Annotated in this window: 14 protein-coding genes; 6 read left to right on the forward strand and 8 right to left on the reverse strand. The window is 60.1% G+C overall.

Translation table 11 applies throughout. From position 1 onward, the window contains the following. Positions 1–57: 57 nt before the first annotated feature. Both LOC68_RS18540 and LOC68_RS18545 read left to right on the forward strand, forming a co-directional pair. Positions 58–534: a hypothetical protein gene (locus tag LOC68_RS18540; protein ID WP_230221504.1), complete on the forward strand. Its 477-nt coding sequence runs from the start codon at positions 58–60 to the stop codon at positions 532–534. 117 nt (positions 535–651) lie between these two features. After that, positions 652–1,383, forward strand: a complete 732-nt coding sequence (locus tag LOC68_RS18545) for a hypothetical protein (RefSeq protein ID WP_230221506.1) — start codon at positions 652–654, stop codon at positions 1,381–1,383. A 63-nt stretch (positions 1,384–1,446) separates the two neighbouring features. On the opposite strand, the gene LOC68_RS18550 is transcribed toward LOC68_RS18545, so the two are convergent. After that, positions 1,447–2,112 carry a 3-keto-disaccharide hydrolase gene (locus LOC68_RS18550; RefSeq protein WP_230221508.1) on the reverse strand — a complete coding sequence of 222 codons (666 nt, stop codon included), beginning with the start codon at positions 2,110–2,112 and terminating at the stop codon, positions 1,447–1,449. Between the two features lie 136 nt (positions 2,113–2,248). On the opposite strand from LOC68_RS18550, the gene LOC68_RS18555 reads away from it, so the two are divergent. Genes LOC68_RS18555 through LOC68_RS18565 form a run of 3 tightly spaced genes read left to right on the forward strand, consistent with a single transcriptional unit; the run spans position 2,249 to position 3,128 of the window. Further along, positions 2,249–2,779, forward strand: a complete 531-nt coding sequence (locus tag LOC68_RS18555) for a DUF2721 domain-containing protein (RefSeq protein ID WP_230221510.1) — start codon at positions 2,249–2,251, stop codon at positions 2,777–2,779. A 32-nt stretch (positions 2,780–2,811) separates the two neighbouring features. Further along, on the forward strand, positions 2,812–2,955 hold the full coding sequence (locus LOC68_RS18560) for a hypothetical protein (RefSeq protein WP_230221512.1): 144 nt from the start codon (positions 2,812–2,814) through the stop codon (positions 2,953–2,955). Then, positions 2,952–3,128 carry a hypothetical protein gene (locus LOC68_RS18565; protein WP_230221513.1) on the forward strand — a complete coding sequence of 59 codons (177 nt, stop codon included), beginning with the start codon at positions 2,952–2,954 and terminating at the stop codon, positions 3,126–3,128. Before LOC68_RS18560 ends, LOC68_RS18565 begins: the two co-directional genes overlap by 4 nt. Positions 3,129–3,182: 54 nt before the next feature. On the opposite strand, the gene LOC68_RS18570 is transcribed toward LOC68_RS18565, so the two are convergent. The 6 genes from LOC68_RS18570 to LOC68_RS18595 form a co-directional block, all read right to left on the reverse strand. After that, positions 3,183–3,917, reverse strand: coding sequence for a hypothetical protein (locus LOC68_RS18570; protein ID WP_230221515.1), 735 nt, complete (start codon positions 3,915–3,917; stop codon positions 3,183–3,185). 196 nt (positions 3,918–4,113) lie between these two features. Then, positions 4,114–7,251 carry a plastocyanin/azurin family copper-binding protein gene (locus tag LOC68_RS18575; protein WP_230221517.1) on the reverse strand — a complete coding sequence of 1,046 codons (3,138 nt, stop codon included), beginning with the start codon at positions 7,249–7,251 and terminating at the stop codon, positions 4,114–4,116. A gap of 148 nt (positions 7,252–7,399) precedes the next feature. Then, positions 7,400–7,759, reverse strand: a complete 360-nt coding sequence (locus LOC68_RS18580; RefSeq protein ID WP_230221519.1) for a VOC family protein — start codon at positions 7,757–7,759, stop codon at positions 7,400–7,402. Between the two features lie 70 nt (positions 7,760–7,829). Continuing rightward, positions 7,830–8,654: a sugar phosphate isomerase/epimerase family protein gene (locus LOC68_RS18585; protein WP_315858787.1), complete on the reverse strand. Its 825-nt coding sequence runs from the start codon at positions 8,652–8,654 to the stop codon at positions 7,830–7,832. Positions 8,655–8,697: 43 nt separating this feature from the next. Beyond that, positions 8,698–8,973, reverse strand: a complete 276-nt coding sequence (locus LOC68_RS18590; protein WP_230221521.1) for a GlsB/YeaQ/YmgE family stress response membrane protein — start codon at positions 8,971–8,973, stop codon at positions 8,698–8,700. Between the two features lie 3 nt (positions 8,974–8,976). After that, positions 8,977–10,320, reverse strand: coding sequence for a replication-associated recombination protein A (locus LOC68_RS18595; RefSeq protein WP_230221523.1), 1,344 nt, complete (start codon positions 10,318–10,320; stop codon positions 8,977–8,979). Between the two features lie 187 nt (positions 10,321–10,507). Between LOC68_RS18595 and LOC68_RS18600 the strand changes: the two genes are divergently transcribed. Beyond that, complete coding sequence (locus LOC68_RS18600; protein WP_230221525.1) at positions 10,508–10,969, forward strand: DUF1499 domain-containing protein; 462 nt, start codon at positions 10,508–10,510, stop codon at positions 10,967–10,969. 362 nt (positions 10,970–11,331) lie between these two features. Here the strand turns inward: LOC68_RS18600 and LOC68_RS18605 are convergent, their stop codons facing one another. After that, positions 11,332–12,174 (reverse strand): 3-keto-disaccharide hydrolase, encoded by an 843-nt coding sequence (locus LOC68_RS18605; protein WP_230221527.1) that lies wholly within the window; start codon positions 12,172–12,174, stop codon positions 11,332–11,334. Positions 12,175–12,332 lie beyond the last annotated feature (158 nt).

Consider the following 12,332-nt stretch of genomic DNA (forward strand, 5'->3'; position numbering starts at 1 on the left):
GAAGAACCAAGGCTTGGCTTTGGTCATTGGCTTCGGTCTCCAGGGAGACTTTGCGACATGAAGATACTTCGCGGGCCAGGCAACTGGAAAATCGTGAATCTCCCCCAGGATTTTCGTCCCGAGGTGCTCCTGGCGTTTCAAATGGCCTGCGAAGAATGTTTTCGCAGGGATGAGTATCAGCTGACGTCGGGGCATTTGGTGCTCGGGTTGATCAAAGGGACCTATTTACGATCGGCCGAATGCACCGCCGATGAGTGGCTGCGTAAAGGCCGACTGGCGATTGAAACGCTTTCGGCCCGCGATAGCGATCCTGAGGCGCCGGAGCGAAGGGATCTCGATTCGCGAAACGACTATCTGATCTACATCACCACCGCAGCGCAGCAAGGGTTGCGCTGGTTGCAAAACGATTCGCCGGCGACGCCTGATGCGGAAGATTGCTCGCCGAATCTCGAACGATTCCTGACGCAAACCCGCGCGAGTGCCGAATGTGAAGGCGCGCGAGTCTTGGCCAAGTTGTTTCCTGTGTCGGCCTGACGTACGCGAAAGTTCACGAAACGATCCGGCGTCGCTTCCAGGAGGCTTGAAATCGCTCGCTTCGTCCTGTTTTCTAACAGAGCCTCGACGACGTTACCCAACCAAAGGTCAGTTTCGATGGACGCCGATTCCAATCCGTACGCTTCGCCGAATCCTCTTCATCACGATATTGGCGCGTTTGGCGGGCGGTATCGCGTGGATAGTTCTCGGACGACGCTGCGTGAATTTCGAGACTTGAGCGGCATGCCGCTCATGGGGACGTTCTTTTGGTTGGCGATGCGATGCGGGCTATTTCGATTTAACCAAATGGTCATCGACGGGCCGAAGCCGTTCGCCGAAGACCAGTGCGATCTGGAGGAGTTGCGCGACCCGGTTCGGAGTTCTTTGCTCGCGGCGATGGAGTCGGCGGAGAAGCTCGGTTTTCACTCGCCGACCTATTCGGTTTCCAATGCCACGGGAATTGAGACGCATGGGGGTGCGATCCGGATGTTGCATGACTCGGGCCAATGCTACTTGCAGATCATCGGCGCCACCTCCGCTGGATTTTATCGTGGCGTGGAAGCGATCAGTTCGGCGACGTCATCTCCTTTGGAGATTTTGACGACGACCAACGGCCCTCCCTCCTACAACGTGCCGGTCGGCATGACGATGCAGCGATTGGTAGGAACGCCGCTGGCGACGCTCCTCGAGAAGCACCAGCAGTTGTTCGGTGAGCGCGAAAACTTGATGCGATTCGAATCGATGGCTGACGTGGGAGCGGTGATCGACCACAGTTCCATCCTGTTCCACGCCGACAAGGTGGAGCGGGGGATTTTTGTGGAAGTGCGCGACGACGACCCGGCTGTGTAGGTCAGGCCTTGGCCTGACGCGGCAGTTGGATGGCGGTTCGTCAGGCCGAGGCCTGACCTACGCTCACTTCAGTTCCCGCACGCGAATCTGCTTGAAGTAGAAAACGCTGCCGGGATCGTGGGCTTGCAGGGCGAGGGCGCCTCCCTCTGGATCGATCAGGCGTTTCGCGCGGGACGCTTCGCGAACGGGGTTCTCCGGCTCGGTGTAGTCGACCACGGTTTGACCGTCGACGAGCACTTCAATTCGCTTCCCTTTCACTTTGAAGCGAATTTCAAACCACTTCGTCTCATCGACCGGCGATTTGTCGACCTGCACCACAGCGTAGAGACTGCCGGTCTTGTTCTTTTCGGACGGCGAACTGTTGAGCTGGACCTCGTACCCTTTGTTCAGATACTTGCCGCCGCGGAGCTCGCGATCGGTATGAAAAAAGATGCCGGAGTTCGAATTCGGTTCAGAGCGGACGGTCGCGACCAATTCAAAGTCCTTGAACGGCATGTCGCTGCCGGTGTCGCCGACGTAAAAGAGATGAGCCATCCCGTGAATCGCATGCACTTTCAATACGCCGTTGGCGACGGTAAACGACTCGGGATGCGCGTTCGCCTCCCAGCCGGTCAGATCCTTGCCGTTGAACAGTTCTTTCCAAGGAGAAGCGGAATCGTCGGCGAAGGCGGACTGGGTCAACGAGAAGAGGCAAAGCGCAACAATGCCGAGGAGCCAGCGATGATTCATTGCATTTTCCGCACGATGGAAGGTGGGGGTAATGGAGGGGCTTACGAGCGGAGCTGCAAAATCTCCGCGCCCAGCGATTATATTGACTGATAGCGCCATCGCAACGTATTTGCATCTTTCCTGAGAACCGCAACGAATGTCTAGACTCTCCCTCCTAATTCTCCTATTCCTTTCCAGTGCGGCGCTGGGGGGCGAAGCCGGGTCTTCCGAACCTGTTGAAAATGCGCTGGCCGAGAAGACGCCTGCGCGGGCCAGCATGTTCGCCTCGGAGGTCTGGTTAACTCCTTTGGTGTTGTTGCCTGGCGTAGCGCTGTTGATCGTTTCGACGTCGGCGCGGTTTGGACAGATTCATACCGAGATTCACCGAATGCTCGATCGCCCGGACGCCCATGCGAAGATCATGGCCCGGAACCTGCTGAAGCGATCGGCGCTGTTTCGGGATGCGTTGATTGCCCTCTATGCGAGCGTCGGCTTGTTTGCGCTCGGGAGTCTGCTGGGAGGAGTCGTCAATCTTTGGCGCCCGGAATCGCTCTGGGTGGTCGGCGGGGCGACGATGATCGGCATCTGCTGCATCGTCTTTGCGGCGGTGCAACTGATCCGCGAAGCGTGGACTTGCTTGCAAGTTTTGGTCGATCAAACGGAACGCCTGCAAGCGACGGAATCGTAGTCCGTTCGCTTTCGAGACGGAATGAGGTCCCCATGGATGAGCGACGAAAACGAGCCTACCGCTATTTGCTTTATCAGGCGATGCTCGACATTCGGCCGGTCGCCTGGCTGCCGCTGGGGCGCTCAATCCGTTTGCCTGGAAGCGGCAAGCCGCGCAAGTTCGTCGGGCCGGCGTGATCGCCGATTGGTTGCACAATTTGGCGCTTTACTCGGCGCGTGATTTTGAACGCTTTGAGGAAGAGAGCTTCTGGGATTGCCTGCGGTTCTACGAGCAGCGGTACCCGGACTTTGAATTGATCCGCTATATCGACCTGTTTGAACGGGAGCTTTCGCGGGAAGAGGATGGGTGAGGCGAATCGGCCTGACCGCCAACGGCCGCAAGCGTCGGAATCGTCGATAGGGCGCTATTCCGGAGCGTGTGCCAGCGGCTTCAGCGTGAAGTCAATCGTTTGCGGGATTCCTTCGCACCAAGTTTGTCCTGGAGAATAATCAGGGTGTTGTAGTCGTAGTGGAATTGCCGCGACTCCAAGTTTCTGACCAGTTGTCAAATTGGTCACGTACGTGCTGCCACTCTTCCAGCGACTGTGATCCTTGATCTCGTAACGTCCATTGGCGTCGGTGACGCTTTGAAAGATGCCGGCAAGCGCATACGGACCGACGGATGGTAGAAAGACAGTGACGCCGGGGATTGGTCGACCGTCGACATCTTTGACGACGCCTGACAGGACGCCGGGATCGGACTTCAGCGTCAGTTGCTTTTTGTCGAGCAGGCCGTCGGTCGGCTCGCGCAAATAGGTATAAGCCGACGCGAGTCCAGCTTTCGACGCCGCGGCGACCAGATCGCCATCTTCGGGAAGGGCGGTTTCAACCTTGGGCAGTACAAATTCGCCGGCGGCATTGGTGCGAGTTTCGCCGACGATAACCAGAGGTCCGTAATTGGGCAAACGGCGCGCGACGGTGACGAGCACGTCGGCGAGAGGTTTCATTTGATCATCGATGCAACTGCCGCGAACCGTGACGGTATGCAGCTTCGGAGCGGAATCAACCGGCTGCTGTGCGGGCGATTCGCCGGCCAGCCAACTTGCGGTTCCAAGCAAAATCGCCGCCAGGATCGCGGACAAGCGTTTACGCTGCGTCATCGTATCTCATCTTTGTGTCAAACGGTCTGTGTATCCGCCGGGATTTTATGACGCGTGCAGTGCGCGAGGCAAGCGCAAAACAGTGCGGCGCTGTTGATTGTCCCAATTTGGCCAACCGCGGGCACGTTGCACTGCGGTGCGGATTGAGTAGAGCGAAGCTGATTGGCGGTTCGTCAGGCCAAGGCCTGACCTGCATCTATTCCACCACCAACTCTCCGTTCATCACCATCCAGTGTCCCGGGAAGGTGCAGAGATACGGATAGCGGCCTGGTTCTTTTGGCGCGGGGAAATAAATCGTGAACGCTTTGCCCGGCGGGACGATGTCGGTGTAGGCGATCACGTCTTCCGACGCGGGGACGTATTGTTTGAGGACGGCCGCTGGGTTGGCGACGAATTTGTTCGCCAGGTCGCCCACCTTTTCAAGCGTGCCGGGCTGGATGAGGACCCAGTTGTGCGGGACGACGTCGGGGTTGGTGAAGGTGAGCGCGATCGTTTCGCCCGGCTTGGCGGTGAGCGTTCGCATCGAGAAGGTAAGATTCGGCCCGGCGGCGATCGCGAGCGACTGTAGCTGCGCCCCTTCTGGTTTCTCTTGCCACGGGTTCGGCTCTTTGTTCTTGAGCAGTTCCAGGTCAGTTAGCAGCGGATGGGCGGCGATCGTCTTGGGCATGGCGCGATAGCCGGGGAGGTTGGTGTACGGCGCGTCGAGCTCGTGGACGGTGACGAAGATCTCTTGCGGCTCTTTCTCGTCGACTTGCAATAAGAGATGGAGCTGATTGACTGGTTGGAGATCGGGGATCTCGACGAAGATTTTTTTGTGGTCGATCGGGTGGACGCCGGCGATGCGGAGCGACTCGTGGCCGACGACGCCGGGATGACCCGGCGCGAGTTCCGGTGAACCGTAACCAGGGCCGTAGCGATAGTTCCAGGCCTGGGCGAATTGCTGGGCAGTTTGGCAAGCTTGCGGATCGATCGGCTGGGCGAAGTCGATCAGCACGCCGTTTTCTTGGATATGAAACGCGGTGGGGATCTGCATCGGCTTGCCGGTCCAGCGCACGCGATGCAGGCAGCCGTCGTCCGGCGTATAGCTGCCCCACGCGGCCATCCCGCTGACGTAGAGCTGGCCGTCGTGCGGATTGTGTTTTGCACGATGGACGCCGCTGCGGAAGTTGCCCGGCAAGGGAATGACGGCGCCTTGCGGTTGATCCCGCACCTTGTCGCGGAGGACCAAAAAGTGAGAGCCGGCGCCGAGCGACGTGTGGATGATCTGCCCGGCGAGGGGACCGAAACGCTCGTCCGGATCGATCGCTTGACCGCCGCTGCTGTTGTCGAGCCCGCGGGGGAGATAGACGAGGGGCAGCGCTGGCGGCTTTCCCTGTTGCGGACCACGGTAGCCGAAGTGAGGCGGCGCGTCTTGGCCTGGTTCGATCAGGCAGATCATCGACGCGGGAGTCCATTCTCCTTCGCTGCATGGAATCGTCACGGCGCCGTCGGGGCAAAGGCCGATGCCGTCGGGATTGCGGAAGCCGGTCGCGAGGACGTCGACTTGTTTGCCGTCGGCCGAAATGCGGATGGCGCCTTGTTGGCTGGATGCGGTGTAGAAATTGCCGGCTTTGTCGCGGGCCAGATCGCAGATGAAATCGTGCCCGCCGGTCGAGGTGGCGTAGGCGTTGGAAACGCACTCGTAGAAGTCAGCTTCACGGTCGTCGTTCAAGTCGACCAGACGGGTAATCTGATCGCGGCCAAGGACATAGATTTGATCGTCGGCCACGACGACGCCCAGGGGTTGATGGAGGCCTGACGCGAAACGCTTCCAGCGCACTTCTTGCAGCTGGGCGTCGAGACCGGAGACGAGCCAGACGTCGCCGGTCATGGTGCTGACGACGGCGGTTCCGTCCGAGAGAAAGTCATGGCCGCTGATGAACATCAACGCGCCGTACGGATTGTCGTACGGCAGCGGAATGGTGTCGATCGCGTAGGGAGCGTCGTCGTCGCCGAGTTGGCCGCGGAGGACGATTTCTTCGGGCCACTGGGTGGGGGCTTGCTTCAGTTGTGTGGCGAGAGGGTGATCGGCGGCCGAGGCCATTTGCCGCTGAAGTTGGCCGTTTGCGCCAACCCAGGGAGCGTCGAGGATTTCGTCGTCGCCAATACGATAGGCGAACGCGACTCGCGATCCGATGCGGTAGTAACCGTGATAGTGGTGCGGCGCCGCCGGCTTGGCGGTGCGAGAATCGGTAAGGATCGGCCCGGCCGGACGGAGACCATCCATGAAGCCGTGACGGACGCCAGAAAAGGTGACGAAGCGGCGGCGCCAAGTCGCTTCGTAGGCGAGGGTCTGTGGATTGAAGCAAGCGGTCAGCTCACCTTGATCGCCGACTTGCACGCAAACCCCTTTCGGAATCGCGCGACCGGGCAAGCGCGTGACGCCGGCCAGAACCGGCGACTTGTCTTGTTTGCTCCAGCGATCGTCACTCCAGGTCGCTTCGTTTTGATTTCCCCAGTGACCTTGATCGCCGCCGTCGAGACCAGGGAAAGCGGGGAGCAAGTGCGGACGATTGGCTTGCTCGCGGAAGTGGAGCCCTTCTTTGCGATAGAAGTCGTAGATGCGATCGCGATTAACGGGGTGCTGCCAGAGATTCCACGAGTCTTTATTGAGCGGCGCACGATCGTAAGCGAACTGACTTGGCTGATCGAAGTTCTTGTAGCGCTCGGCCAGGCCTTCGGTCTTTCCCAGCTCGGTGAGAAAGCGGACGAGATCGCGGCGCTCGGCGTCGCTCATGCTGTTGGCGACTCCGGCCGGCATCAACGTGCCGAACGGCTTTTCGGCGTCCAGATCGTCGGCGTCGATCGTCGTCAACTTTTGCGTCGCCGGATCGAAGACTTCGATCGCGTCATCGGTTTCGCTCCGCTTGTAACCTTTCAGCACTTGTCCATCGGCGAGCTGAAAGAGCCACGTGTTGAACTCCGCCGGAACGGTTCGGCTGGGCCAATAAATCGCTTCGACAATTTGCTCCGGCTTCAGCCGCTTGCCGACGTCAGTCAGGTTGGGCCCGATCACGCCGCCGTGCCCGTCGATCTGATGACACGACACGCACGCGAACTTGGCCGAGCGAAACGCATGAATGCCGCGATCGACGTCGCCAAGCTGTTGCGCCTGATCGATGACGGCGGAGATGAGTTGGGGATCGAATGTTTCGGGGATCGGAGGGCCGAGTTGCGACTGACCGGGGGCGCAGACTTCGGCGGTTGGGTTTTCTTCGGCAGCACTTGGCCGTGCGATGCAGAGCAGTGAGCAGAAGATGGCGATCGGAAACAGGCAGCGGCGGGACAAAAGCATGCGTGGGGCGTCCTTCGCAAGCGATGAAGGGTAGGGGCGTCCCTCTTCTATAAAACGGAGGGGCGTCAGATTCAACGCTTTCGAGAGACGCCTCGCTGGGTTTATGCGAATTCGTCCGATTTTCGGTCGCTACTCACGCGCAAGAACGTTATCCGGTGATCTCTACGCGATGTCCTTCCGGATCGGCGATGACGGCGCGACGTCCCCAGGGCGAATCTTTCGGAGCGGAGATTGACTGGCCGCCGGCAGCGAGTAACGCGGCGTACGTCGCATCAACATCGGCAACTGCGAAACCGATGCGGGCTGACGTGGTTGGTGGATCGCCGTCGGCGAGCGGATAGATTTCAAAGACTTGGTCGGCCATATCGGCGGCCAGGTGAATGGGGCCTTTGCCATGGGAGTGGCGAACGAACTGGAGGCCGAGGGCATTGTAGAAGATCCCAGCGACGTCGATGTCGCGGGCGCGAATGACGATCAGGTTGCAGCGTGGATTCGTATCCTGCGTCATTCGTCGTTTGCCTTGACGCGAGGGAATGGTTGGCCGCATTCCCTCGCTTGCGCTGCGGGCTAGTGTTGGCCTATTCCCCGAGGCAGCTTTTCATGTAGGCCAGGCTTCCTTCGCACAACTTTTCCAGGCCCGGGGTGTAGTCAAACACTTCGACGCTGACCCAGCCGTCGTAGTTGACTTCTTTAAGGGCGGCGAAGATCGGGTGGAAGTCGATATCGCCCATGCCGGGACCGAGCTTGTTGGCGTCGTTGGCGTGGAAGTGGGCGATATGCGGAACGCTGTCGCGGATGATTTGCGGGATCGGCTTCGACTCGCTCGACATCGCTTTCACGTCCAAGTGGAGTTGGCAGTTGGGAGAGCCGATCATCTCACGCAGTTCGAGCCCTTTCTCGGCGGTCAGCAGAAAGTCCCCTTCGGCCGGGCCGAGCGGTTCGAGGGCGAGCGTCACGCCGCACTCTTCCAAGGTTGGCATCGCGCGGCGCAGGCAGTCGGCCGCCAGACGCATCGCTTCCGCCTCGGTGACGCCGGGGAGCAAATTGCGCTGCTGCGGGCTGCCGAGGACCATGATCGTACCGCCCAGATCGCGGCAGAGTCGCGCCAGTTCGGCGAAGTAATCGCTGGTCCGGTTGCGGACTTCGTCGTCCGGCGTGGTGAGATAGAAACCTTCGGTCTTGGCGAGCAGCCAGTGCAATCCGATCACGGTCAGCCCGCAATCTTCGGCGGCGCGGCGCGTTTCTTCCCGCTGGGCCGGGGTAATGTCATACGCGCTGCTGGCCATGGTGAACGGGGCGATCTCGATGCCGGTGTAGCCAGCGTCCTTGGCGTATTGAAAACCGCGAGCCAAGGGCCAGTCGCCGAACGTCTCGTTGCAGATGCCGAATTTCATTGCACTCATCAAAGGTTGGTGGGAAGAAGCGGTGAAGGGAAGCCCGCAGCGGCTACGATCGCGCGCCGCTGATCATGCGGAGTGCGGCGACGAAGATCGCGCCGCCGATGATCGACCAGACGATCGGCAGTTGCGTGCCGCCGATGGTGATCGGCAGCGGTTCGGGCATGCCGCTGATCTGCGCCAGCTTGCCGCCGAGCATCGACCCGACGAACGCCACGGCGATCGAAACGAAACAGCCGCCGTTGGTGCCGCCGGCCAAGCTGCGAGCGACGCCGCCGCAGATCGCCGCGACGATCAGGAACAACAAGATCTCAAAGAAGGTCATGCTCTACGGCTCCTGATCGGGGGAAGATGGTTTGGCGGATCGCAGTTTGGCGCGAATCGATTGGAGTCGCTCGGCCAGTTCGACTTCAAAGCCGCGCGGGACGGGGCGATAATACTCGCGATCGACGCCAAGATAGTCTTGAGCGGCGACGCCATCCTCGGCGTCGTGGGAATATTGGTAACCGGATCCATGACCCAGCGATTTGGCGCCTTGGTAGTGGGCGTCTTTGAGATGGACCGGAACCGGGATCAAACGTCCTTCGCGCACGTCTTGCCGCGCTTCACCGATCGCCAGCGTGGCGGCGTTCGACTTTGGCGCACAAGCGAGATAGGCGACCGTTTGCGACAGAGTCAGCTGACACTCAGGAAGGCCGATGAACTCGCAGGCCTGCATGGCGGCGACCGCCAGCGGAAGCGCTTGCGGATCGGCGTTGCCGATATCTTCGCTCGCGGAGATGACCAGTCGCCGCGTGAGGAAGCGAACGTCTTCGCCCCCTTCCAGCATGCGGGCCAACCAATACAAGGCGGCGTCCGGATCGCTGCCGCGGATGCTTTTGATCAACGCGCTCGCGGCGTCATAATGCGAGTCGCCATCGCGATCGTACTGCACCGCTTTGCGCTGGACCGATTCGGCGGCTAACTCTTGCGTGAACTCGACGGGGCGCTCTTTGCTCGAAAGGACGCCGATCTCCAGGGCGTTCAGGGCACGTCGGGCGTCGCCGTCGCTTACTTCGGCCAGAAACTCCAGCGCGTCGTCGTGGATGTTGACCGGGATGTTGCCGAGACCGACCGACCTGTCGGCCAGCGCGCGGCGAATCAGTCCTTTCACATCGTCTGGCGACAGCGGCTGAAACTGAAAGATCTGGCTTCGGCTGACCAGCGCGCTGTTGACCGCAAAGAAGGGATTGCTGGTCGTGGCGCCGACCAGGATGACGACGCCGTTTTCGACGTCGGGCAGCAGCGCGTCTTGCTGCGATTTGTTGAAGCGGTGGATCTCGTCGATGAAGAGCAGCGTGCGGCGCCCGCCGGAGGCGATTTCGTCTTTCGCCTTCAGCAGCACTTCGCGCAGTTCCTTCACGCCGCTGGTGACCGCGTTCAGTTGTTCAAAGCGGCTGCGGCATTCGCGGGCCAGCAGTTGCGCCAGCGTCGTTTTGCCGGTTCCCGGAGGACCGTAAAAGAGGACCGAGTTGAGCCGGTCGGACTGGATCAAGCGGCGGAGGAGTTTCCCTTCCCCCAGAAAGTGACGCTGCCCGGCGAACTCTTCGAGGGTGCGGGGGCGCATTCGCGCGGCGAGGGGCCGGACGCGATCCAGGTTTTTCGCTTCCGCTTTTTCGAATAAAGAGGACACAACCGCAGACTCAGGGGGAGAATGTTTCGTTCCTCCTATTGGAATCGTCCGGCGCGATCCGGGCAACCGGGTTTCGTGGTTGCCCTTTCAGGCGAGAAAGGAAGAATGGAACACGGAGGCCGCGGATTAATCACGTCGGAAGACGGCCGGAATTCATCGCAGTTTGAATGAAATGAAGATTCGCCTCATGATTTGGATCGCATTGGGAGTCGTCGGGGGGATTCTGTTGATTTTCGTCGTCGCTACGGTGATGACGGTCGACGACTGGTCGCGTGATTTGTCGACCAACGTGGCCGAGACGAAGCAGAAAGCGACCGACCCGCTGCTGCGGCCGATTGATCGACAGGCGACGCTTGACTGCGCGAAGCAGGTTGTCGAGCGGAAAATCGGCGAGATTCCGCGGTGGACGCTCGGCAGTATCGACGGGGGCGAAGAGGTGGTGATCCACGCCACCCGCAAGACGCCGCTCTGGGGATTTATCGACGACATCCGCGTCACGATCACACCGGCCGAGTGGGGAGTATCGATTGCGGTCTACAGCAAATCGCGGGTCGGCAAAGGAGACCTGGGGCAGAACCCGCGGAATATCAAGGAACTGACCAGTCGACTGCAGGAAATCGACGAGCAGGCGTGGATTTGTGAGGAGTAGCGGTCGATCGTAGCCCGAGGCGCAAGCCGAGGGAATGCGTTACCCATCCTGCACACGACAGTTCGCGTCACGACTCTTCAGGCCCAACGGGCCGAACTAATCTAGCCCAGGGCGCAGCCCTGGGTGTCGTGCGCAAACAAAAACGTTGACGTTTGAGTTGGCGATTTTCGCGCCATGTCAAACGTCAACGTTGCGTTGGTTCATTCAACCCAGGGCTGCGCCCTGGGCTACGTTAGAACGGCCCTTTGGGCCTAAGAGCTTTTCGCGGTGAAGAAGCGAAGGTGGGTTACGCAAGCGAGGCACGTGGAAAACGCCGGACGAGTTGACTCGCGCTTGCTTAACCCACCTTGCATGGCTTGCGCTTACGGAATTTCTTTCGGCAGCGGACGCAGTTCCATCTTGCGGACGAACAGTTCGGCGCCTTCGGTTTGCAGCAGCAGTTTGCCGTGATTCGGGAAGACTTTGTCGGCGCGATTGACGACGACGCCGTTGACGCGATAGACGAGCGAATCTCCTTTGCAGAAGCATTCGACGGTGGTCCATTCCTGGCCGGGGCTTTCGACGTCTTCTTTGCCGCGGAAGTCGACGACGTCTTTCCAATCAGGATCGCGGCCGTACCAGTTGATGCGTCCCTTTTCAAAGAAGGTCGGCGTTCCTTTCGGCGACCAGACCGCTTCGCCGTCGCGATCGCGGACGATCGTGCAGGTCGCTTCCGCCTTCATCAGGTTGCCGTCGGCGTCTTTGCCGGCGAGGACCAGGATGTCGCCGACGCCTCCTTCGATGATTTGGCATTCGAGCGAAGTCATCCAGGGGCCAGGCTTCTCCGGCGTGCCGCCGAAGCCGCCGTCGGGGCCTTGGCAGTGAAGGAGGACGCCGCTGTCGCGAGCGCGATCTTTGCGGCTCAGCAGCGTTTCGGTTCCCCAGCGATATTCGAGCACCAGGTAGTAGTCGGCGTATTCTTTATGGGTGATCAGCCCACCGAAGCCATCGCCGGAGATGTGCAGGATGCCATCTTTCCCCATGGTGAAGACGTGACGCGGATCTTCGTGACCCCCGTCGGTCAGCCAGCTGTAAAAGTGGGTCTTCAGATCGCCGTCGCCGATCAGCGAGATCGTCTTGGTCGGCACGATTGGTTCGGCGGCCGAAAGGAAAGAAGTTGGCAGGGCGAGGAGCAATGCAAACGCGCAGCAGCGGAGAGCGGACATACCGGGCGAGACCTAATATTGGGAGGGAAGTTGCGGTGGGATATTACAAGATATCACGAGATATTATCTGTGATTCCCAGTTTGGCAGGTCGCCGAGGCGGTTTCTTGTCGTGTGTAGACCGGTATTGGGCGTTTATTGATCCTGGTGCCATGCTCTT

Origin of the sequence: Blastopirellula sediminis (assembly GCF_020966755.1) — a bacterium.
Classification (GTDB): Bacteria; Planctomycetota; Planctomycetia; order Pirellulales; family Pirellulaceae; genus Blastopirellula; species Blastopirellula sediminis.